General features: G+C 73.1%; 23 protein-coding genes. 11 read left to right on the plus strand and 12 right to left on the minus strand.

Annotated elements, in window-relative coordinates; genetic code table 11:
* Nucleotides 1-8 precede the first annotated feature (8 nt).
* The 9 genes from FJQ57_RS01740 (at nt 9) to FJQ57_RS01780 (ending at nt 8,770) form a co-directional block, all read left to right on the plus strand.
* Nucleotides 9-1,760 (plus strand): type IV pilus twitching motility protein PilT, encoded by a 1,752-nt coding sequence (locus FJQ57_RS01740; RefSeq protein ID WP_139977523.1) that lies wholly within the window; start codon nt 9-11, stop codon nt 1,758-1,760.
* A 50-nt stretch (nt 1,761-1,810) separates the two neighbouring features.
* Nucleotides 1,811-3,037: a type II secretion system F family protein gene (locus FJQ57_RS01745; protein WP_139977524.1), complete on the plus strand. Its 1,227-nt coding sequence runs from the start codon at nt 1,811-1,813 to the stop codon at nt 3,035-3,037.
* Between the two features lie 132 nt (nt 3,038-3,169).
* On the plus strand, nt 3,170-3,649 hold the full coding sequence (locus tag FJQ57_RS01750) for a type II secretion system protein (protein WP_139977525.1): 480 nt from the start codon (nt 3,170-3,172) through the stop codon (nt 3,647-3,649).
* 204 nt (nt 3,650-3,853) lie between these two features.
* Nucleotides 3,854-4,303: a prepilin-type N-terminal cleavage/methylation domain-containing protein gene (locus FJQ57_RS23500; protein WP_139977526.1), complete on the plus strand. Its 450-nt coding sequence runs from the start codon at nt 3,854-3,856 to the stop codon at nt 4,301-4,303.
* A 154-nt stretch (nt 4,304-4,457) separates the two neighbouring features.
* On the plus strand, nt 4,458-4,865 hold the full coding sequence (locus FJQ57_RS23505; RefSeq protein ID WP_139977527.1) for a prepilin-type N-terminal cleavage/methylation domain-containing protein: 408 nt from the start codon (nt 4,458-4,460) through the stop codon (nt 4,863-4,865).
* A gap of 123 nt (nt 4,866-4,988) precedes the next feature.
* Nucleotides 4,989-5,384, plus strand: a complete 396-nt coding sequence (locus tag FJQ57_RS01765; protein WP_139977528.1) for a hypothetical protein — start codon at nt 4,989-4,991, stop codon at nt 5,382-5,384.
* 48 nt (nt 5,385-5,432) lie between these two features.
* On the plus strand, nt 5,433-7,370 hold the full coding sequence (locus tag FJQ57_RS01770) for a CpaE/TadZ family protein (RefSeq protein ID WP_139977529.1): 1,938 nt from the start codon (nt 5,433-5,435) through the stop codon (nt 7,368-7,370).
* Nucleotides 7,371-7,392: 22 nt separating this feature from the next.
* Complete coding sequence (locus FJQ57_RS01775) at nt 7,393-7,890, plus strand: hypothetical protein (RefSeq protein WP_139977530.1); 498 nt, start codon at nt 7,393-7,395, stop codon at nt 7,888-7,890.
* A gap of 136 nt (nt 7,891-8,026) precedes the next feature.
* Complete coding sequence (locus FJQ57_RS01780; RefSeq protein ID WP_170219234.1) at nt 8,027-8,770, plus strand: DUF4232 domain-containing protein; 744 nt, start codon at nt 8,027-8,029, stop codon at nt 8,768-8,770.
* Nucleotides 8,771-8,813: 43 nt separating this feature from the next.
* Here FJQ57_RS01780 and FJQ57_RS01785 read toward each other — a convergent pair whose 3' ends face one another.
* The 8 genes from FJQ57_RS01785 to FJQ57_RS01815 all read right to left on the minus strand — a co-directional run bounded on the left by FJQ57_RS01785 (nt 8,814) and on the right by FJQ57_RS01815 (nt 15,612).
* Complete coding sequence (locus FJQ57_RS01785) at nt 8,814-10,223, minus strand: hypothetical protein (protein ID WP_139977532.1); 1,410 nt, start codon at nt 10,221-10,223, stop codon at nt 8,814-8,816.
* A 7-nt stretch (nt 10,224-10,230) separates the two neighbouring features.
* Nucleotides 10,231-10,932, minus strand: a complete 702-nt coding sequence (locus FJQ57_RS01790) for a PilW family protein (protein ID WP_139977533.1) — start codon at nt 10,930-10,932, stop codon at nt 10,231-10,233.
* Nucleotides 10,929-12,653: a type IV pilus modification PilV family protein gene (locus FJQ57_RS01795; protein WP_139977534.1), complete on the minus strand. Its 1,725-nt coding sequence runs from the start codon at nt 12,651-12,653 to the stop codon at nt 10,929-10,931. The genes FJQ57_RS01790 and FJQ57_RS01795 overlap by 4 nt, the downstream gene beginning before the upstream one ends.
* Entirely contained in the window at nt 12,637-13,110 is a 474-nt protein-coding gene (locus tag FJQ57_RS22190; RefSeq protein ID WP_170219235.1) for a GspH/FimT family pseudopilin, read from the minus strand. The genes FJQ57_RS01795 and FJQ57_RS22190 overlap by 17 nt, the downstream gene beginning before the upstream one ends.
* 43 nt (nt 13,111-13,153) lie before the next feature.
* On the minus strand, nt 13,154-13,654 hold the full coding sequence (locus tag FJQ57_RS22195) for a DUF2892 domain-containing protein (RefSeq protein ID WP_170219236.1): 501 nt from the start codon (nt 13,652-13,654) through the stop codon (nt 13,154-13,156).
* Between the two features lie 104 nt (nt 13,655-13,758).
* A complete protein-coding gene (locus tag FJQ57_RS01805) occupies nt 13,759-14,232 on the minus strand; it encodes a hypothetical protein (protein ID WP_139977536.1) in 474 nt (157 codons plus the stop codon).
* A gap of 96 nt (nt 14,233-14,328) precedes the next feature.
* On the minus strand, nt 14,329-14,679 hold the full coding sequence (locus tag FJQ57_RS01810) for a DUF1304 domain-containing protein (protein ID WP_139977537.1): 351 nt from the start codon (nt 14,677-14,679) through the stop codon (nt 14,329-14,331).
* A gap of 9 nt (nt 14,680-14,688) precedes the next feature.
* On the minus strand, nt 14,689-15,612 hold the full coding sequence (locus FJQ57_RS01815; RefSeq protein WP_139977538.1) for a DMT family transporter: 924 nt from the start codon (nt 15,610-15,612) through the stop codon (nt 14,689-14,691).
* A gap of 93 nt (nt 15,613-15,705) precedes the next feature.
* Between FJQ57_RS01815 and FJQ57_RS01820 the strand changes: the two genes are divergently transcribed.
* Nucleotides 15,706-16,293, plus strand: a complete 588-nt coding sequence (locus FJQ57_RS01820) for a TIGR03086 family metal-binding protein (protein ID WP_170219237.1) — start codon at nt 15,706-15,708, stop codon at nt 16,291-16,293.
* A gap of 82 nt (nt 16,294-16,375) precedes the next feature.
* Here FJQ57_RS01820 and FJQ57_RS01825 read toward each other — a convergent pair whose 3' ends face one another.
* Both FJQ57_RS01825 and FJQ57_RS01830 read right to left on the minus strand, forming a co-directional pair.
* Nucleotides 16,376-17,053 carry a response regulator transcription factor gene (locus FJQ57_RS01825; RefSeq protein WP_139977540.1) on the minus strand — a complete coding sequence of 226 codons (678 nt, stop codon included), beginning with the start codon at nt 17,051-17,053 and terminating at the stop codon, nt 16,376-16,378.
* The gene (locus FJQ57_RS01830; RefSeq protein WP_139977541.1) at nt 17,050-18,228 is read right to left on the minus strand and encodes a sensor histidine kinase; all 1,179 of its coding nucleotides are present in this window, start codon (nt 18,226-18,228) and stop codon (nt 17,050-17,052) included. Before FJQ57_RS01830 ends, FJQ57_RS01825 begins: the two co-directional genes overlap by 4 nt.
* A gap of 121 nt (nt 18,229-18,349) precedes the next feature.
* Between FJQ57_RS01830 and phoU the strand changes: the two genes are divergently transcribed.
* Nucleotides 18,350-19,006, plus strand: a complete 657-nt coding sequence (gene phoU / locus FJQ57_RS01835) for a phosphate signaling complex protein PhoU (protein WP_139977542.1) — start codon at nt 18,350-18,352, stop codon at nt 19,004-19,006.
* Nucleotides 19,007-19,082: 76 nt separating this feature from the next.
* Here phoU and FJQ57_RS01840 read toward each other — a convergent pair whose 3' ends face one another.
* Both FJQ57_RS01840 and FJQ57_RS01845 read right to left on the minus strand, forming a co-directional pair.
* The gene (locus tag FJQ57_RS01840; RefSeq protein ID WP_139977543.1) at nt 19,083-19,826 is read right to left on the minus strand and encodes a phosphoglyceromutase; all 744 of its coding nucleotides are present in this window, start codon (nt 19,824-19,826) and stop codon (nt 19,083-19,085) included.
* Entirely contained in the window at nt 19,823-20,482 is a 660-nt protein-coding gene (locus tag FJQ57_RS01845) for a copper chaperone PCu(A)C (RefSeq protein ID WP_139977544.1), read from the minus strand. Before FJQ57_RS01845 ends, FJQ57_RS01840 begins: the two co-directional genes overlap by 4 nt.
* Nucleotides 20,483-20,563: the final 81 nt, after the last annotated feature.

Consider the following 20,563-nt stretch of genomic DNA (forward strand, 5'->3'; position numbering starts at 1 on the left):
GAGCCCCCATGACCGAGCCGTTCGAGTTCGAGCCGGCGCCGTACGACGACCCGGCGGCCGGGTCCCTCAGCCTGCCCGTCGCGCCCGCGGGTCTGCCCGTCGCGCCCGCGGGTCTGCCCGTCGCGCCTGCGGGTCTGCCCGTCGCGCCTGCGGGTCTGCCCGTCGCGCCGGCCGGCCTGCCGCTGGCACCTGCCCCGGCCGCCGGCCTGCCCCTGGCTCCGGCCGCCGGGCTCCCGGTGACCCCGGTGGCGGCCGCGCCCGCTCCGGAGCCGGCCCCCCTGCCGGTCCCGCCGGTCGCGCCGGTCGCGCCGGTCGCGGTGGCCCCCGTGCCGGGCGGCCCGGCGCACGCGGCCCCGGTCGCGGTCACCCCCACCACGGTGCTCCCGGTCGTGCCCGCCCAGCCCTCGACGTCCGCACCCGTGGTCAGCCCGGTCGTCCCGGTCGCCTCCGTGGCCGCCCCGGCCGCGGTCACCGAGGCCGCTCCCGTCTCGCCCGTGGCGCCCGCCGTCCACGTGGCGCCGGTCCAGCCGGTCCCGACCACGGCCGGCGGCCACGGCGCACCGGTGCTGGCCCCCGCCGCGGCGACCCCCGGCGTACGCGCCGTGGACCGCGCCGAGGAGGCCGAGCAGCAGATCGCCCTCGACCAGGTCCTCGGCTTCATGGTCGACGCCGGCGGCTCCGACCTGCACCTGTCCGCCGGCGCGCCCCCGACCATCCGGGTGCGGGGCGAGATGCAGCGGGTGCCGGGGTACGAGCCGCTGACCGGGGAGCAGATCCAGACCGCCGTCTTCGGCGTCATGACGAGCAAGCACCAGAAGGCGTTCGAGGAGCGCTGGGAGCTCGACTTCGCCTACACCGTGCCGGGCAAGGCCCGCTTCCGTGTCAACGTGCTCCGCCAGCGCGGCAGCGTCGGCGCCGTCATGCGCACGATCCCGTGGGAGATCAAGTCCCTCGAGCAGCTCGCGCTGCCCAGCACGATCGGCGACTTCGCCCAGCTCGAGCGCGGGCTGGTGCTGGTCACCGGGCCGACCGGGTCGGGCAAGAGCACCACCCTCGCCGCCGTCATCGACAAGGCCAACCGCACCCGGTCGGGCCACATCATGACGATCGAGGACCCGGTCGAGTTCCTGCACCAGCACCAGGGCTGCATCGTCAACCAGCGCGAGGTCGGCGACGACACCCACTCCTTCGCCGACGCCCTCAAGCACGTGCTGCGCCAGGACCCCGACATCATCCTGGTCGGCGAGATGCGCGACCTGGAGACCATCTCGGTCGCGCTCACCGCCGCCGAGACCGGCCACCTCGTCTTCGGCACGCTGCACACGCAGTCGGCCGCGGAGACCATCACCCGCGTCATCGACGTCTTCCCGCCCGAGCAGCAGCAGCAGGTGCGGACCCAGCTCGCCGGCACCCTCCAGGGAGTCGTGTGCCAGACGCTGTGCCGCACGGCCGACGGCCGCGGTCGGCAGGCGGCGGTGGAGATCATGATGGCCACGCCGGCGATCCGCTCCCAGATCCGCGAGGACAAGCTCGCGCAGATCCCCGGCACCCTCCAGGCCGGGGCCAAGCACGGCATGCAGACGCTCAACCAGGACCTCGCCCGCCTCGTGCGCTCGGGCCGGATCACCTACCAGGCCGGCCTCGACAAGTGCTCCGACAAGGAGGACTTCATCGGCCTGGTCGGCGGCTCCGAGGCCGACGTCGACAAGCACATCGCCCGCCAGCAGTTCGCCACCGGCGGCTTCGGCGGCCTGTCGTGACCGTCTGACCGCCCCGCCGTACGACGACCCCGCCCGACCCAGGAGCCCTGATGGCCGCAGCCACGCTGACCAAGTTCGAGTTCACCGCCAAGGACAAGTCCGGCAAGCTCGTCGAGGGCAAGGTCGACGCCGAGAACGAGGCGGTCCTGCGCGAGAAGCTGCTCGCGATGGGGGCCCTGCCCCTCGACATCCGCGTGGTCAACGCGGGCATGCAGAAGGAGATCACCCTCGGGCTGCCCAAGCGGGTCAAGCTCAAGGACCTCGCGGTCTTCTCCCGGCAGTTCGCCACGATGCTCTCGGCCGGCCTGCCGCTGATCCGCTGCCTGTCGATCCTGGCCGAGCAGACCGAGAACGACGAGCTCGCCCGGGTCCTGCGCCTGGTCAAGACCGACATCGAGGAGGGCAACCCGCTCTCGCGCGCCCTCGAGCGGCACCCCAAGGCGTTCCCGCCGCTCATGGTCAACATGGTCAAGGCCGGCGAGGTCGGCGGCTTCCTCGACCAGACGATGCTGCAGATCGCCGAGGCCTTCGAGGCCGACGTGAAGCTGCGCGGCAAGATCAAGGCCGCGCTGACCTACCCGGTCGTCATCTTCATCCTCGCGATCTTGATGTGCGTCGGCATGCTGCTGTTCATCGTCCCCGTCTTCGAGAAGATGTTCTCCAGCCTCGGCGGCGAGCTGCCCCTGCCGACCCGGGTGCTCGTGGCGCTCTCGGCCGGGCTCAAGACCGGCGCCCCGTTCATCGCCGTCGGCATGGTCGGCGCCCTGGTGTGGTGGCGCAAGAACGCCCACAAGCCGGCCGTGCGCAACGTCGTCGACCCGCTCAAGCTGCGGCTCCCCGTCTTCGGCAACCTCTTCCAGAAGGTCGCCATCGCCCGGTTCACCCGCAACTTCGGCACCCTGCTGCGCTCCGGCGTACCCCTGCTCCAGGCGCTGGACATCGTCGCCGAGACCACCGGTTCGGTGGTGATCTCACGAGCGCTGCGCGACGTCCAGGACTCGGTGCGCCAGGGCGAGTCGATCCACAAGCCGCTCGCCGAGCACGAGGTGTTCCCACCGATGGTGGTGCAGATGGTCGCCGTCGGCGAGGACACCGGTGCCATCGACGAGATGCTCGGCAAGATCGCGGAGTTCTACGACGAGGAGGTCGAGTCGACCACCGAGCAGCTCACCGCGCTGATCGAGCCGCTGATGATCGCGTTCCTCGGCGGCGTCGTGGGGTCGATGATCATCGCCCTCTACATGCCGATCTTCAAGGTCTTCGACCTCATCTCCTGACGTGCGCGCGCCGGTGCCCGCCGGCCGGTCCAGACCGGCGGCACCGGACCGGCATCTTCGGTCAAGACCCATCGTCGACGGGTCGATGACTCCTGTGCACGAGCCGACCTCTCCCCCCGAAGGACACCGTCCATGACCACCAAGATCCGCCGGTCGCTCGACGAGCGCGACCAGGGCTTCACGCTCATCGAGCTCCTCGTCGTCATCATCATCGTCGGCATCCTGGCCGCCATCGCCATCCCGGTCTTCCTCAACCAGCGCGAGAAGGGCGTCGACGCCGGGATGCGTTCCGACGTGCGCAACCTGTCCAACGCGCTGGAGGCCTACACCGTCGACAACCCGCTGTCGGACACCTTCGAGCCGGCTGGCACCACGCTGGCCCAGAACATCGCCGAGTCGGGGTTCAAGAAGTCCCCCGGCAACACCGTGCAGCTCGTGGGCAGCCCGCGCGACGGCTACTGCGTGCGGGCCTCCAACGCCGGCAGCTCGGGAGGCGCGACGACCTACGTCTGGTACGACTCGAAGAACGGGGGCTTGATGGCGGGCGCGCCGACGGCCACGCGACCCGCGTCCTTCGCCACGTGCAACGGGACCTTCGTCACCGTCCCGTGATGCCCAGTCGACGGACTCCCAGCGGCCCCGACCTCCCGGTCGGGGCCGCTGGCGTTCGTGGGCCAGGAAGCCCGGAAAACAAGGCAGAACGGGCCTCAAGTGCCTGTCGTCGCCGTCCGATGCAGAACACGTCAAGGCAACAACAGCGGTCGGGTCCCCGGTCGCGAGCCCCCCACCGCACGTCCCGAGAAAGAGCCACCGACCATGACCACGAAGATCCGCAAGTCCCTCGACGAGCGCGACAAGGGCTTCACCCTCATCGAGCTCCTCGTCGTCATCATCATCATCGGCATCCTGGCCGCCATCGCCATCCCGGTCTTCCTGAACCAGCGGAAGAAGGGCGTCGACGCCTCGATGAAGTCGGACGCCAAGAACGCTGCCACGGCCGTCGAGACCTGGATGACCGACAACCCGACGCTGGCGACCCCGTCGATCACCCTCGCGAAGGGTGCGGCGGGCGCCGACAACACCGCGCTGGCCGGCTTCAAGTCCAGCACCGGCAACGTCGTCAAGCTCAAGCCCATCGGCACCGAGGTCGGCAGCTACTGCATCGACGTCCAGAACGACGGCTCGACCGACTCGGCGAAGTTCATCGTCTACAACTCCAAGACCGGTGGCCTCGTCGCCGGCCTGCAGGCGGCTGGCTGCGCCTGATCGTTGGCCGATTAGTAGCACATGCCCCGCGGATGTTCGCGGGGCATGTGCCTTTTTGTCCCCGGGACTCAAGTCCGGGCCCACCAGAACCGAACGTCTACTTGTCAGGCCCCCGGCCAGTACGGGAGCCCCCCACCCACTGACGGAGGTCATCGTGAACAGCAAGATCCGCAAGTCCCTCGACAAGCGCGACCAGGGTTTCACCCTGATCGAGCTCCTCGTCGTCATCATCATCATCGGCATCCTCGCCGCCATCGCCATCCCGGTCTTCCTGAACCAGCGCAAGAAGGGCGTCGACGCCTCGCTGAAGAGCGACCTGAAGAACGCCGCCACCCAGCTCGAGTCGCTCACGACTGACGGCGCGTGGACCGGTACTGCTGGTGGAGACGTCGTCACCACTGCCGCCGACTTCAAGTCGAGCACGGGCAACTCGATCAAGTTCGGCCCCGGCGCCGCGAGCTCGACGGCCGGATACTGCCTGGTCGGCACCAACACCGGTGCGAGCAAGTCCTTCTACTACAACAGCGCGACCGGCGGCCTGACGGACACGCCCTGCGCCTGATCCCCACGCTCCACCGCGAGGCGGCACCCCGACGACGGGGTGCCGCCTCCGGCCCTTTCCGCCTTCAGTCCCCAGCCTTCGTTGCCGATACCTCGGTCGAACCAGCCACGAACAGGAGCCACCATGATCGCCACCACCGTCGCCGGCGGCCGCACCAAGGCGGCCGTGTGGCTCGCGCTGGGCGTCCTCGTCGCGCTGGCGCTGCTCGACGTGGGGTCGGTGGTCCTGACCCGGATGCGGGTCGACGACGACCTGAAGTCGGCCGGGTTCGCCGGGGCCACCGCGATCCAGAACCAGCCTGTCTCCACCGCCTCCGCGCAGGCGGCGTACGGCGCCGCCGCGGCCCAGCTCAACGCGGGCGAGTCGATCGTGCGCGAGTCCTTCGCCGTCCGCGCCGACGGCGGCATCACGCTCACCGTCCGCCGCACCGCGCCGACGGTGGTGATGAAGCACCTGTCCTTCCTCGACGGGTTCACCCAGGTCGAGGACACCTACGAGCAGGCGCGCATCGGCTACTAGCCACCCCGCCTGACCCCACCCGCCTGACCCCGCTCCCGGAGGCACCCCATGGACAACCCCAAGGTCATCGTCGTGGCCGAGCCCGAGGTCCACGACCTGCTCGCGCGCAGCGGCGTGCAGTGGGACGTCCAGCACCCGGTCGCCTCGGTCGCCCAGCTGTGGGACGACCTGGGCGCCGGCCGCCTCGACCAGCGGTCCGTCGCGATCGTGTTCAGCGACCGCGCCCCGGGCGGCCCCGGCGACCTCGAGCGCGCCGTGGCCACGATGGCGGCCCACGCCGCGACCTTCGTCGTCGCCTGGGACGCAGCCGGTGCCCCGGCCCTGCTCGCCCGCGTGCGCGACACGGCCACCGCGCAGGGCGGCGACGCCGACGCCCCCGTCCACCTGCTGCCCACGACCGACGGCCGCAGCCTGCTCGACGGCCTGCGCCGGGTGCTGGCCGACGCCGCGCCCCCGCGGCGCACCGCCTTCCCCGCCGAGTACGCCGGCGCCGTGGACGGCCCGATCGGGTCCTCGGCCCCCGCGGCCGTCGCGGCGGCTCCGGCGACGCGCGAGCCCACCGCGCCCGCGCCCACGCCGATCGCGCTCGCACCCGTGGTCCCGGTCGACCTGCCCGCCGACGGGCCGACGGAGGGTCGGGCACGCGCGGCCGACCCGCTGACGGACCCGCTCACGGACCCCCTGACGGACCCGGTGCCGGCCCCCTCGCCCGCACCGGTCGCCGTCGCCCCCGCCGAGGACCGGGCCCCCGAGAGCGAGCCGGCCGGGGCGCCCGAGTCGAGCTGGGTGCGCTACGCGCCGGCGCAGTTCCCGACGCCGTACCAGGAGCAGGCGCCCGAGCACGAGCCGCTGCCCGGCCAGGTCACCATGGCCGTGACCTCGTCCAAGGGCGGGTCGGGCAAGTCGACGATCGCCATGCTCATCGCCGCCCAGATCGCCCACTCCTCCCGCAAGGCCTTCGAGCAGGGCCTGGTCGACCGGCCGCAGCGCGTGGTCCTGGTCGACATGGACACCCGCGACGGCCAGGTCGCCTCCCTCGTCGGGCAGTACATCCCGACCGCCCTCAACATCCGGGTCTCGCCCAGCTGGGACGAGGAGACGGTGCTGGCCAACCTCGTGCACGACGACCGGCTCGGCATCGACGCCCTGCTCGCGCCGGTCCGGCCGCGCACGGCCGACGACGTCGGACCCGACTTCTACCGGCACGTCATCCGCACGCTGCAGCGGACCCACGACGTGGTCGTCATGGACACCTCGGTCAACTACCTCGACCCGCTGATCTCGACGGTCTGCCTGCCCGAGGCCACCGCGATCCTCTTCGTCACCACCTTGGCCACCACGTCGGTCCAGGGCATGGCCCGGGCGCTGCAGGAGATCACCCAGACCGCCGACCACGGCGGCATGGGCATCCCGCGCACCAAGATCGGCGTCGTGGTCAACCAGGCCGTCGAGGAGGTCGGCATGGAGCGTGACCAGGTGCTGCAGGCGGCCCTCAAGGTCCCCATGGTGGGCTCGATCCCGCTCGCCACCCGCGACGTCCTGACCTGCACCAACTTCAACCGCATGCACCGGCTCCTCGAGCACCCCAGCCTCGGCCCGGCGTACTTCAAGCTCGCCGAGGCCTGCCTGCCGGGCGTCCCGCTCCTGCCCGTCGTCGACGAGGCCCCCAGGCCGGCGGGGCGGCGCATCGCGACCGTCGCCGCTGACGCCGGCGACGCGCTGGCCCGGGCTGCCGTGCCCGTGCCCTCGGCCTCCGTCGCCCCCGTGACGTACGTCGACCCCGCGCCGGCCGACACCACGGCCCCGGCCGCCGACGCCCAGCCCACGCTGGTCGTCGCCGCGGTCGGCGGTGTTGGCGCCGTCGCCCCCGCGGAGCCCTACCTGGCGCCTGTCGAGCCGGTGGCCGACCTGGACGACCCCACGCCGCACCACCGCAGCCACCGCGAGGACGCGCCGCGCCGCCGCTCGCTCTTCGCCCGCCGCTGACCCCACCCCTCCTGGAGCACCCGTGAGCACCCCCGACGCCCCCCACCCCGACGGTCCGGGCCCCGACCAGGCGCGGGACGCGGCCGCGGTCGCCGTCGCGCTCGGCGGGCTCGGCCACGGGCTCTTCGCGTGGCTGCAGCCCGGCGACCTCGACGTCGTCCGGTCGCTCCGCCCGCCCGCCGAGCCCCTGCCACCGGTCGGTGAGCGGCACCTCGTGGCCGTGGCCGAGCCGCCCGCCGCGCTGCTGGAGGAGCCCGTGCCCGACCCCGACCGGGTGCTGGCCGAGCTGATGTCGAGCCTCGGCCCGGCGGCGCCGGCCGAGGACATCGACGCGATCGACACCGACGTCCCCGACGTACCCGCCGCGCCCGACGTCCCCGCCGCGCCCGACGTCCCCGCCGCCCCCGTCCTGGTCGAGCAGCCGCGCGAGGCGTTCGACGCGACGGGCACCATCCCCGCCTACGCCACCTCGCGCGACACCATCGCCATGCTCGAGGAGATCGCCTTCCTCGACGAGTGAGGTCGGCGTCGCGCGGTCCGTGCGGCTGGCGCGACGACGACAGCTCCCGACGCCGGAGGCGTGCTCGTCGAGACCGGCACCTCCGGCTCGCAGACCGCTGCGCCGCTGCCGGAGGCGTTCCTGCGAGGGTGTGCCGGTGACCGAGTCCGAGGTCGACCTCTCGCCGGGTCCCGCGCCGCCGTCGTTCCCGGAGCCCCGTGCGCTCGTCGGGCCCCTCGTCGGGCTGCTCCTCGGGACCCTGTCGGCGTGCGGGGTCGCGCCGTCCGACGGGACCGCCGAGGAGCGGGCGACGACGCCCACCTGGCCGGACCTGCCGCCGACCCCCGAGCCCGACCCCGCCGAGGACCCCCAGGACGGACCGCAGGTCCCCGACGACCGGCTCGACGACCGTCGGCTGCTGGCCCTGCTCCGCACGCGCGCAGCGTCCGCGGCCACGCCCGAGACGTGCGGCCGGGTCGACCTGCGGGCCGGGCTGGAGGGCCTCGACGCGGCGTCGGGGCACCGCTTCACCTCGCTCGTGGTGCGCAACGTCTCCTCGCGCACGTGCGCCGTCGAGGGGCGTCCGGGCGTGGGTGGGCGCGGGCTCTCGGGACGCACCCTGCGCCTGCACGTGTCCGAGGGGCTCGACAGCTCCGGCCACCGTGGACCGGTGGACCTGGCCCCGGGCGAGGAGGCCGCCTCGCTGGTGGAGTGGACCGGCGAGCTGGCCGGCGCGGAGACCGACCGGGTCTCGATGCTGGTCTTCCAGGTGGCGCGCGGCCAGGCGCCGCTGACCGTGCCCGGCCGGATCGCCGGTGACCCAGCCGAGGCCGAGCCGATCGACATCGGCCCGCGCAGCACGGTCAAGGTGGCCCGGTTCGCGCCCTGGGCCAGGTCCTGAGCATCCATCGTCGCCGGGGCCGCCGGCGTCCAGGGGGGAGGGCCTACCGGTCGATCTCGCGGTAGTTGAAGGTCTCGACGTCGAGGAGGGCGGGGGACTGGTTGGCCAGGAAGCAGTCGTCCATGTAGAGGTCGGCGGTGCCGGTGAGGTCGAGCTCGTTGGCGTAGAGCGACCCGGTGAACTTGGCCGTGCCGTTGGCCTTCATGACCTTGCCGTAGGGGCTGCCCGAGACCAGGTAGACCGACCCGAACATGTTCTGGTTGCCGTTGAGCCGCGCGTTGCCGCCCTCGATGATGATGACGAGGGAGCGCTTGTCGGTGCAGGTGGCGTCCTGCTCCACGGCTCGGCTCCAGCCCACGAGGTCCTTGAGGTCGACGACGCCCCCGGGGTTGCTGGAGGCCAGGTCGAAGTACATGACCGCGGCCTGCTCGTCGGGCGAGCTCCAGCCGCTGGCGCTGGTCCAGTAGTTGCCCTGGCTCGTGGCGATGGTGCGCAGCTGGTCGAGCTGGGACTGCGTGAACGGCGGCTTGCGGAGGCCGAACATGTCCAGCAGCGCCTTCTCGCTGGCGATCTTGGAGGTCTGCGGGAAGTTGTAGGCGATGTGGTGGGGGTCGTTGAACTGCGGCAGGTTGCCGAACTGCTGGCGCGCGTAGTTGAAGCAGGCCGTGCCGTTGAGCGGACCGCCGTTCATGTCCATGTCGTAGCGCGACTGCGAGAAGGAGGTGTTGCAGAAGCCGGCGTTGCCGCTCCTGGTCTCGTGCAGCGGCTTCTTGGTGCCCGGGCAGTACTGGCCCGACCCGGAGTCGTCGTTGACCGCCTGGCTGGAGTAGATCGCGGCCGGCACGCCGTAGGCCTTGTCGATGCCCTCGAAGCTGATCTTCGAGCGCTTGTAGATGCACCCGGTCGAGATGATCGACTCGTGGTGCACGCCGGCGTTGCCGCCCCCGATCACGGCGTCGGCCATGATCCCGAGCGGCACCTTGAACGGCGTGATCGACACGTCCATCGAGACCGACCGGGTGGCCGGACCACCGGCGTTGCCGGTGGCGTGGATGCGGTAGATGCCGGGCTTGTTGGCCGGGTACGGCGCGATGGGCTCGATCCACACCGTGTAGTACTGGCCCGTCCTCCCACCGATCGTGACCCGCTTGGGCGCCGCCCGGTTGCCGTAGGGCTCGGCGGTGCAGGTCGGCGAGCAGCCGTTGATCGTCCCGATCCCGGCCGAGCGCAGGTAGGCGACGCCCTGGGCCAGCCCGGCGTCGGCGGCGTCGACCGAGGCGCCCGCCTGGCTCGAGGTGCGTGCGGTGCCGAGGTTGCTGACGGTGATCGAGGCGATCGACAGCGAGGCGACCACCAGGAACGCCGTCAGGACGATCACGGTGAGGAGCGCGACGCCCTCGTCGGGGCGCTCGCTCCGTGCGGAGCTGGCGCGGTTCCAGCGGTACGACGGCATGGGGTCCTCAGCTCTGGGCCTGGTTCCGCAGACCGACCTCGGTCTGGTAGGTCTGCTGGTGCTTGCCGTCGAGCACGGTGAGGGTGACCGTCACCAGGTCGATCTTGGCCAGCTCGGGGGCGTCGAGGACGCCGTTGCGGTTGCCCACGCCGGGCGTCGCGTCGATCTCGGTCCAGCGGGTGGTCCCGTCGCCGTTGGCGTCGTACTGCCACAGCGACGACCGGTAGTCCAACGAGAACGCGGTGACGTCGTCGGCCAGGATCGGCTGGGTCACGGCGTTGCCGGCGGCGTCGTTGGCGGTCAGGGTCAGCCGGTCGACGTCGGGCAGGTAGCGGTAGGTCAGCACCTCGGGGTCGGCGGTCGCCACGTCGAGGTTGCGGTTGCCGTTGAAGTCGACGCCGAAGGTCATCGCGACCTCACCGGCGCTCGTGGCCGGGATGGTCACCGCGGTGATCTCGCTGGCCTGGCGCAGCTCGCGCACCATGCGCTCAGTGGCCACCCGCGCCTGCTCGTTGATGGCCGTGAGGGCGCGGGTGTCCCCCAGGGCGCGGCTGACGGTCAGCGAGCCGGCGATGACGAGCACGAGGAGGGTGAGGAAGATGCCGGTGGCGACGATCAGCTCGACCAGCGTGAAGCCGGCGTCCTCGGGCTCGTCGGCGCCCGGCTGGTCCGGCCGGTCGGGCGTGACCGGGTACGGCGTCGTCGTCACCGGTAGTCACCCGCCTTGCACGACAGGGCGCCGGCCTGGAGCGAGATCACCGAGGTCTCGCCGCTGCCCGTGCCGCTGGAGCGGGTCGGGACGGTGTCGATCGAGACGATGCCGCGCAGTGCGGCCTCGGCGTCGCGGCCCGAGGCCGTGCGGACGACGTCGGCGGAGCCCAGCGACCGCCAGGACGAGATGTAGTCGGAGAGCCGCAGGCCGTCGCGGACGACGGTGGTCAGCGGGATGCTCTCCAGCCCGGAGGCGGCCCCGGTCGTCTCGGTGACCACCAGCGGGGTGCTGTAGCCACTGGGGGTCATCCACTGCACTGTCGCGCGGAACGTCGCCGCGGCTGTCGGCACCACCGTGCTGCTCGTGGTCACGGTGCACTGCACGCGGGCCTGCTCGATGCTGATCCGCACGACGCCGCCGGGGGCGAAGTCGGTGGGGAAGAGCTTGATGGTGCTCGACTGGCTGGTCGCGCAGGCGTCGACGGTCGCTCCGGCCCCCTTGGTGGCGTTGAGGTAGCCGGTCGAGCGGAGCACGGCCGGGTCGCTGCTGCCGCCGAAGGCGCACCCGCTGACGCGCGACTTGTCGGTCAGGCTGCTGTCGAGGGACACCATCGGCTGGTTGGGCGCGAGCCGCAGCCCGCTGACGGGGCTGGTGGTGTTGCTGAAGGAGACGCCGTTCGAGGAGGTGCCCTGCGGGAAGCCCGACTGCACCGGAGCGGTGGCGGTGCCGGCGCGGGGGAGCCCGTCGGAGGCCAGGGCGCTGGTGCCGACCGTCTGGGAGCCGCCGAAGCAGACGAGGTCGCAGGTGCCGTCGAGGCGGCTCGCCACCGCCGGGACGGTGCCCGCGGAGGCGTCCGGCGGGGCCACGGCGTTGGTGGAGGCGGCGGTGGCCTGGGCCCCGAGGCTGGTGGAGGCGACCCCGGCGTTGGCGAACGCGGAGACGCGTGAGCCGGTGAACAGCTCGCCGGCGAGGTTGACCACCCCCACGTCGCTGGTGAGCGTCGTGGTGTCGTCGACCATCGACGACAGCCGCAGGGCGGTCACCTTGGCCTCGGAGACGATCAGCGGCGAGACGGGCCGCACGCGGTCGACCTGGGAGTACACGCTGGTGTAGCGGTCGCCCCGCTTGGTGTCGTAGTGGACCGTGACGGTGATGGCCACCTGCATGGCGGGCGGGATGTCGCGCCCCGCCACCTGCGAGTCGTACGTCGTGCGCGGCGTGACCGGCGCCGGCGTCGAGTCCGAGGTGAGGAACTGGGTGTCGACCACCATGGCGAAGGCGCCCAGCCCCGGCGCGACGATGGGGTTGACGACCTTGCGGTAGAACGCGCCGGCGGGCTCGTAGCCGCAGCGCGCCGCCGAGCCGGCGGCGACGTACCCCGTCCACGCGACCTTCGGGAACGCGGCCGGGGCGCTGCTGCACACGGGGCTGGTCGTCGGGGCCACGGTGTTGCGGTAGTAGGTGTCGAGGACGTCGATGTAGTCGCCGGCCGCGCGGCCGACGTAGAAGGGCAGGTTGCGCATCTTCTCCACCTGCGCCTGGGCGACCCCCTTGGCCTGGGTCACGTCGCGGGCCGTCGAGGTGGCCTTGATGCCGGCGATGACCTGCGGCAGCACCGCGGTCGTGACCACCAGGAACAGGCCCAGGGCGACCATCACCTCGATGAGGGTGAAGCCGCCGTCGCGTCGCGTGCTGCAGGGCTCAGGAGATCGAGACACGGCCGGTGAGCCCTTCCACGGTCAGGGTGTAGACCTTGCTGGCCCCCCGGCGCGCGATCCGCACCGATCCCGGGTACGCCGTGCCCGAGGGCTTGAAGGTGATCGCCGGGCTCGTGCTGCCGTCGGGGGCGGAGAAGCTGGCCGAGGCGAGGTCGACCCGCCCGTCGGCGACCTTGACCGGACCGTTGATCCGCTGGGTGGCGGTGCCGCAGGCGTAGCGCGACAGCGTGTAGGTCTCGGCGCCGGTGTCGAAGGACAGGCACATCGAGACGCCCTCGGTCACCGCCCGCACCTGGGCGTTGCGGATCGTCGAGGCGACGGCGTCGGCGGTGCCGCGCTGGCCCTCGGCCGAGACCAGGCCCCGGAACCCCGCGACCGCCATCGCCGAGAGCACCCCGAACAGCGCGATGGCGACCATCACCTCGATCAGGGTGAAGCCGCGGTCGGCCCTGGTCACGGCGTGCCTCTCGTCGGGTGGTCGGTCGGGGCGGGTGGGTGCCTCAGAGGAGGCCGGCGTCGGCGAGCACCTCGCGGGCCCCCGGCGCGACCCTCGGGTCGCGGGCCAGGACGACGCGTAGCGCCTCGCGCACCGGCTCCTGGTCGAGCAGCCGCTCGGGGACCCGGGCCGCGCTGCCGCCACCGCGCACCAGCAGGGCGCGGTCGGACTGGAACGCACGGAAACCGATCTCCTCGACCGCGCCGAGGTCGACGGCGGAGTCGCCGAGGGTGTTGCGGGCCTGCACGACCAGGCGCTGCCGGGAGACGGTGGCGACCACGAGCGAGTGCGCCTTGCGGTAGCGGCCGACGCGGTAGAGCTGGTACGCCGACGCGGCACCGACGGGGGCCGCGGTCCACCACCAGCCACCGCCCCACACCGCGACGGCGAGGCCGACCAGGGCCAGCGCGGCGACCATGCGGATCTCGCTGCCCCGCCACGGCCAGGTGCTGCGGACCTCGACGCCGTCGTCGGTGAGGCTGGTGTGCTGCTGGTCCTGGGTCACGGCTCGCTCCTCGTCGGGGCCGCGCCCGGGTGCTGGGCGGCGGCGTGCTCGCGAGGAGCATCGGCCGCCCGGGAGGCCCGCTGAAGGGCCGGTCGGGACGCGCGTCAGGACCGGTCGGCCGGCCGGTCCCAGGCCATCCGGTCGCTGTCGTCGACCAGCCCGATGCGTCCGGCGTCGGTCAGCCGGGTGGGCCGGGGTGCGGGGACGACGGTCTCGGGCCGGGCCAGCGAACCCGCGTCCGCGCGCCAGCCGATGGCCGGGTCGCTGCCGTCGTCGGGGAGCTTGATCCGGCGTCCCGCCGCGGGGCGCGAGGCCCACGGGCTGCGGCGCGCCGGGGTCGGGACGGTGGCCGGCGGGTCGTCGAGGTCGGAGAGGTCATCGAGGTCGGCCAGCGGGACCTGGGGGACCGGCGGCGGCGGCGGCGCGGTCGTCGAGGCGCCGAGCGTGGCGGCGAGCGCCTCGTCGAGCGAGGGCGGGCCGCCCGCCAGGGCCGTGCGGGCCTGCTCGCTCGTCCGCCGGCGCACCAGCGCCACCAGGGCGGCCGCGAGGGCCAGGCCGGTCACGGCCAGCACGAGCATGGGAGGGACCTTCCGGGACGAGGGGTCTGCACCCTCGTCATCGGCACGCGCGGCCCCCGGCCTGAGGGGGTCCCGCGACCCGCTCCGAGCGGCCCCTCAGGCCGCCAGCACCGCGCCCGCGGCGAGCAGCGCGGGCAGCGCCTGCACGACCGCGATCTTCGGCGAGACCGTCACCGCGCCGAACACCCCGGCCACGACCACGCAGCCGAGGAAGAACAGCCGCACGTCGGTCTCGCCCGAGACCAGGCCCCACACCAGGCCCGCGACGAGGAACCCGTTGTAGAGGCCCTGGTTGGCCGCCATGGCCTTGGTCGCCCGCGCGTGGGCGGGCTCCAGGGCGAACGCCTTCATGCCGGCCGGCTCGTCCCACAAGAACATCTCCAGCACCAGGAAGAGCAGGTGGAGGGCCGCCACGAGCGCGACCAGGACCCCGGCGACGACGGACACGGGCGCAGCCTAGGCCGGTGGCAGCGGACGCGGCTTGCGGCGGGCGATGGACACGCCGACCAGGGCGAGCGCGCCGCCGACGTAGGCCAGGGCGGGCGGGGTCTCGCCGAGGAAGACCAGGCTCAGCACGATCGTGATCGGCGGCACGAGGTACGTCGTCACGCCGAGGCTCGAGGCCGTCATGTGCTGCAGCGCGAAGGCGTAGGTGGTGAAGGCGATCGCGGTCGGGAAGATGCCGAGGTAGACCAGCCACCACACCGACGACGCCGGGGCGTCGCCGACCTCGGCCACCAGCCCGCCGGCGTACGGCAGGCAGGCGATCGCGCCGATGGTGCAGGCCAGCCACGTCACGTGCACCGCGGGCAGGGCCGCGACGAGCGGCTTCTGCAGGATGACGCTCACGGCGTACACCACCGCCGCGAGCAGGCACAGGGCCACGCCGAGCAGGTCGCGGTCGCCGTCGGGCGAGCCCGACAGGCCGATCACGGCCACGCCGGCGAAGGCGAGGGCGAGGCCGCCCGCGAGCTGGCGGGTGAAGCGCTCGGAGAGGAACACCGCCGCCAGCACGGCGATCAGCACGGGGGAGACCTGGATGAGCATGGCGGCCGTGCCGGCGTCGACGCGCTGCTCGCCCTCGTTGAGCGCGACGTTGTAGACGCCGAACCACAGCACGCCGATGGTCACCAACGAGACCCACTGCCGCCCGGTGGGGCGCGGCACGCCCCGGGCCAGCGCGAAGCCGGCCAGCGCCAGCGACCCCACGACCAGGCGCCCCAGGGACAGCGGGCCGGGGGAGAGGTCGTCGGCCAGGTGCCGGATCGCCACGAACGCCGAGGCCCACAGCAGGAGGGTCACCCCGACGGCCGCCAGGGGCAGCCAGGCCGGCGGCCCGTCGACCGGGGCGTCCGCGGAGGTCGGGGTGGTCGCGGTCATGCCCCAAGGCTAGGGACGGTGATGACGCGCGCCCAAGCGGGTTTCGGACGTGGCGCGACGAGTTCCTGCCAGCCGGGCTGGGACGATGGCCCCATGACGGTCCTCCACGCGGCCCAGGACGGGGTCGGTGCGCTGCTGCGCCGCCTCTCCACCGCCCACTGGTCGCTGCCCACCCCGTGCGACGGGATGGACGTCGCCGCCCTCGCCCGCCACCTCGTGGTCGGCGAGCGCGCCTTCGTCCGCGCCCTCGGCGGCGAGACCTACGACCTCGAGGCGCTCACCGCCGAGGCTGAGCCGCTGACCACCGCCGACCTCCCCGGGGCGTGGGCCGGTGCCTGCGCGGCCCTTCGCGCGGCGTACGACGCGTGCCCGCCCGACCGGTTCGTGCCGACGCCGCTGGGCGACCTGCCGCGCGACGGCGTCGCGGGCGTCCGGACGCTCGAGGCGGTCGGCCACGGCTGGGACCTCTCCCGCGCGACCGGGCTGCCGGTGCGTCTCGGCACCGCCGACGACCTCGCCGCGCTCGTGCCCGTCGCCGACCGGCTCCGGGTCGCCCTCGACGCCGCCCGCCCCGGCAGCGACGCCTACGGCACGCCGTACGTCGTCGGGCCCGACGCGAGCGCGCTCGACCAGGTCGCCGCCCGCCTCGGCCGCGACCCCGGCTGGGAGCCACCCGCCTGACCGTCCGACGGTCGAGGAGGGACCCAGGGGCGGCCCCACGGTGGTCGAGGAGGGACGGAGTCCCGTCTCGAGACCACGACCCTCAGAGGTCGAGCTTGTACCCCAGCCCACGCACGGTGACGAGGTACTTCGGCTCGCTCGGGTCGGGCTCGAGCTTGGCCCGCAGGCGCTTGACGTGCACGTCGAGGGTCTTGGTGTCACCGACGTAGTCGGAGCCCCAGACCCGGTCGATGAGCTGGCCGCGGGTGAGCACCCGGCCGGGGTTGCGCAGGAACATCTCGAGCAGCTCGAACTCCTTGAGCGGCAGCCGCTGCTCGTGGCCGTCGACGGTGACGACGTGCCGCTCGACGTCCATGCGCACCGGGCCGGCCTCGAGGGTGTCGGGCAGCAGGTCCGGGTCCTGGCCGCGGCGCAGCACCGCGCGGATGCGGGCGACGAGCTCTCGGGGGGAGTACGGCTTGGTGACGTAGTCGTCGGCGCCGAGCTCGAGCCCGACCACCTTGTCGACCTCGTCGTCCTTGGCGCTGACCATGATCACCGGCACGTTGGAGGTCTGCCGGATCGTCCGGCACACCTCGGTGCCGGGGATGCCGGGGAGCATGAGGTCGAGCAGGACGATGTCGGCGCCGTTGCGGTCGAACTCGGTGAGCGCGGTGTGCCCGTCGGCCGCGATGGCGACCTCGAAGCCCTCCTTGCGCAGCATGTAGGACAGGGCCTCGCTGTAGGACTCCTCGTCCTCGACGACGAGTACGCGGGTCATGCTGGGTCCTCCTGGGTGCTGGCCGGCGCCTCGTGCGTCGGCTCGGGGGTCTCGGGGCGGGGCTCGGCGCGGGGCAGGGTGAGGGTGAACGTCGACCCCTGGCCCTCCACCGACCACACCTTGACCTCGCCGCCGTGGCTGGCGGCGACGTGCTTGACGATGGACAGGCCGAGCCCGGTGCCGCCGGTGGAGCGGTGGCGGGCCGGGTCGACGCGGTAGAACCGCTCGAAGATGCGGTCGATCTCGACCTGGGGGATGCCGATGCCCTGGTCGACGACGCTGATGGCGACGTACGGGTCCTCGACGCGCGTCGTGACCAAGACGGTGGAGTCACGGCCGGAGTAGTGCACGGCGTTGGCGACCAGGTTGGCCACCGCCATCGTCACCTGCTCCTCGTTGCCCGCGACCTTGAGGCCCTGCTCGCCGCCGACGACGACCGAGATGCCCTTGGCGGCCGCGTCGATCGCGATGGTGTCGACGGCGAGCCCGATGGCCTCGTCGACCGCCACCGGGATGGGGGACTCCAGCGGCTCGTCGCCCTGCAGCCGCGAGAGCTCGATGACCTGCTGGACCAGCACGGTGAGGCGCTCGCTCTCGACCACCATCCGGTCGGAGAACCGGCGCACGGCCTCGGGGTCCTCGGCCGCCTCGCGCACGGCGTCGGCCAGCAGCATGATGGCGCCGACCGGGGTCTTGAGCTCGTGGCTGACGTTGGCCACGAAGTCGCGGCGCACGGCTTCGACGCGGCGCTCGCGGGTGCGGTCCTCGACGAGCGCGAGCACCAGCCGCGACCCGAGCGGGGCCACCCGCACCGTCACGTGGCGGCTCGGCGCCTGCTCGCGCGGCATCACCAGCTCGGTCTCGCGGATCTGCCCGTCGCGGCGCACGTCGCCGACCAGCGCGGCCAGCTCGGGCGTCACCAGCGACGTGCCGCGCACCAGGCCCATGGCGTACGCCGGCGCGCTCGCCTTGAGCACGACGTCGGAGTCGTCGACGATGACGGCGCTGCTGCGCAGGACCGACAGGACGGCCGCGACCGGCGCCGGCACGGCCGGCTCCTCGATGACACGGGTCGCGTGCTGCTGGCGGTCGGAGACATGCCAGGCGAGCACCGCGGCGGCGGCGACGACGGCGCCGAGCAGCGCCGCGAGCAGCGCCTGCGTCGTCGGGTCCACCCGTCGATGGTACGGGCGCGGCCGGGTGCCCCCGGCCGCACGAGACGTGACTTCCGTCTGTTCACCGGGCGTTCACCCGTTCCGCCCGGGCCGGTCCCGGCGCCGACCTAGGGTCGGTCCCATGCGCGATCAGTTCAGCGAGCAGCTGCAGGCGGTGTTCGACGACCTCGCCGCGATCTGCCGGCAGGTCGAGACCGCGGTCACCCACGCCACCCAGGCCCTGATGACCGGCGACGTCACCGTCGCCGAGCAGGTCATCTCCGCCGACGCCGAGATCGACCGGGCCCGGGAGAGGGTCGAGGAGAACGCCTTCGACCTGCTCTCCCTCCAGCAGCCGGTGGCCGGTGACCTGCGGGTCGTCGTCGCCGCCCTGCGCATGGTCAGCGAGCTCGAGCGGATGGGCGACCTCTCCGTCCACGTCGCCAAGATCGCCCGGCTGCGGGTCCCCGAGGTCGCGGTGCCCGACAGCGCCCGCCCCACGGTGGAGAAGATGGCCGCGACCGCCGAGGACATGGTCCGCCGCGTCGCCCAGATCATCACCGGCCGCGACGTCGCCGCCGCCATCGAGCTCGGCCGCGACGACGAGGTCATGGACGGCCTGCGCCGCGCCAGCTTCGCCGAGCTGCTCTCCGACGACTGGGCGCACGGCGTCGAGGCGGCCGTCGACATCGCGCTCCTCGGCCGCTACTACGAGCGCATCGCCGACCACGCCGTCTCCGTGGCCAACCGGGTCGTCTTCGTCGTCACCGGCGAGAGCCCGCACGCCGTCACCGGCTGACCGACCACCGGCCCCGACGCACGAGACGGCCCGGCCCCCGCGGGGTCGGGCCGTCTCGTCGTACGGCGTTGGCTGGCTACTTGCCCTGGTCGGCCACGGCCGCCGCGGCCTCGGCCGCGGCGTCGGGGTCGAGGTAGCGCCCGCCCCGGGTGACGGGGGCGAGGTCGTCGTCGAGCTCGTAGAGCAGCGGCATGCCGGTCGGGATGTTGAGCCCGGCGATGTCGTCGTCGCTGATGCCGTCGAGGTGCTTGACCAGCGCGCGCAGGCTGTTGCCGTGGGCGGCGACCAGGACGGTCGCGCCGCTGCGCAGGTCGGGGACGATGGCCGACTCCCAGTAGGGCAGGAAGCGGGCGATGACGTCCTTGAGGCACTCCGAGCGCGGCATCTCCTCGCCGAGGCCGGCGTACCGCGGGTCGCCGGCCTGGCTGTAGGGGTCGTCGTCGGCCAGCGGCGGCGGCGGGACGTCGAACGAGCGGCGCCACAGCATGAACTGCTCCTCGCCGAACTCCTCGCGCACCTGCTTCTTGTCCTTGCCCTGCAGTGCGCCGTAGTGGCGCTCGTTGAGGCGCCAGGAGCGGCGGACCGGGATCCAGTGCCGGTCGCAGGCGTCGAGCGCGAGGTGGGCGGTGCTGATGGCCCGGCGCTGCAGCGAGGTGTGCACCAGGTCGGGCAGCAGGCCGGCCTCGACCAGCTGCCGGCCGCCGGCGACGGCCTCGGCGCGACCCTGCTCGGTCAGGTCGACGTCGACCCAGCCGGTGAAGAGGTTCTTGGCGTTCCAGTCGCTCTGGCCGTGGCGCAGGAGGACGAGCGTGGAGGTCACTGGCCACCCTCCTCGGCACCGTCGGCGGGCTCCTCGGTCTCGGAGCCCTCGGGGATCGGCGAGGCGTACTCGCAGGAGTACTTGCCGGGCAGGCCGTCGGTGTCGTCGACCTCGGCGTTCTCGTCGCCGGGGATGTCGGAGGGCTCCCCGCCGGGCAGCGTGATGTCGGGCAGGACCTCGGGGGAGTACTGGCGGCACGGCGTCACGACCGGGATGGTCAGCGTGGTCACCTGGCCGTTGGAGAACTCCAGGGTCACCGGCACGAAGTCACCCGCGGTGAAGTCGCCCTCCACGGCCACGGCGTCCTCGCCGAAGAGGTTGAGCATGCCGCTCGCGGGCAGCTCCAGGCCGACCTCCGGGTCGGCGGGCTGCACCTGGTCGGTCGGCTGCAGGCCGTCGAAGGTGATCTCCTCGGTCGTCGACTTGTTGACCAGGTTGGCCGCGAACACCCCGGCGTCGTCCTCGCCCGCGATGATCACCGACCCCAGCACGTCGACGGTGCCGGCGCGGTCGTTGACCCCGGCGCCGATCGTGTTGACGCGGTCGGTCTGGTACTCGAAGCCGCAACCGCCGAGCAGGGGTGCCGCGAGCAGCGCACCGACCGCGAGGAGCGGCAGCCGGGAGGGGCGGGAGGGCCGGGAGCTCGAGTGGAGCATGGGTGTGACCTCGCGGGACGACGGGACGGGACGCGGTGGGGGCCCCGCACGCGACGGGGCTCCGGCAGGCACCGGGGCCAG

Source organism: Nocardioides litoris (genome assembly GCF_006346315.1).
GTDB lineage: Bacteria > Actinomycetota > Actinomycetes > Propionibacteriales > Nocardioidaceae > Nocardioides > Nocardioides litoris.

Excerpts from the sequence above, each read along its gene's own strand:
- FJQ57_RS01805 (WP_139977536.1), bottom strand. The coding sequence starts at position 14,232 with ATGCTCGTGCTGGCCGTGACCGGCCTGGCCCTCGCGGCCGCCCTGGTG.
- phoU (WP_139977542.1), top strand. The coding sequence starts at position 18,350 with ATGCGCGATCAGTTCAGCGAGCAGCTGCAGGCGGTGTTCGACGACCTC.
- FJQ57_RS01750 (WP_139977525.1), top strand. The coding sequence starts at position 3,170 with ATGACCACCAAGATCCGCCGGTCGCTCGACGAGCGCGACCAGGGCTTC.
- FJQ57_RS23500 (WP_139977526.1), top strand. The coding sequence starts at position 3,854 with ATGACCACGAAGATCCGCAAGTCCCTCGACGAGCGCGACAAGGGCTTC.
- FJQ57_RS01745 (WP_139977524.1), top strand. The coding sequence starts at position 1,811 with ATGGCCGCAGCCACGCTGACCAAGTTCGAGTTCACCGCCAAGGACAAG.
- FJQ57_RS01740 (WP_139977523.1), top strand. The coding sequence starts at position 9 with ATGACCGAGCCGTTCGAGTTCGAGCCGGCGCCGTACGACGACCCGGCG.
- FJQ57_RS01770 (WP_139977529.1), top strand. The coding sequence starts at position 5,433 with ATGGACAACCCCAAGGTCATCGTCGTGGCCGAGCCCGAGGTCCACGAC.
- FJQ57_RS01825 (WP_139977540.1), bottom strand. The coding sequence starts at position 17,053 with ATGACCCGCGTACTCGTCGTCGAGGACGAGGAGTCCTACAGCGAGGCC.
- FJQ57_RS01785 (WP_139977532.1), bottom strand. The coding sequence starts at position 10,223 with ATGCCGTCGTACCGCTGGAACCGCGCCAGCTCCGCACGGAGCGAGCGC.
- FJQ57_RS01820 (WP_170219237.1), top strand. The coding sequence starts at position 15,706 with ATGACGGTCCTCCACGCGGCCCAGGACGGGGTCGGTGCGCTGCTGCGC.
- FJQ57_RS01815 (WP_139977538.1), bottom strand. The coding sequence starts at position 15,612 with ATGACCGCGACCACCCCGACCTCCGCGGACGCCCCGGTCGACGGGCCG.
- FJQ57_RS01845 (WP_139977544.1), bottom strand. The coding sequence starts at position 20,482 with ATGCTCCACTCGAGCTCCCGGCCCTCCCGCCCCTCCCGGCTGCCGCTC.
- FJQ57_RS01765 (WP_139977528.1), top strand. The coding sequence starts at position 4,989 with ATGATCGCCACCACCGTCGCCGGCGGCCGCACCAAGGCGGCCGTGTGG.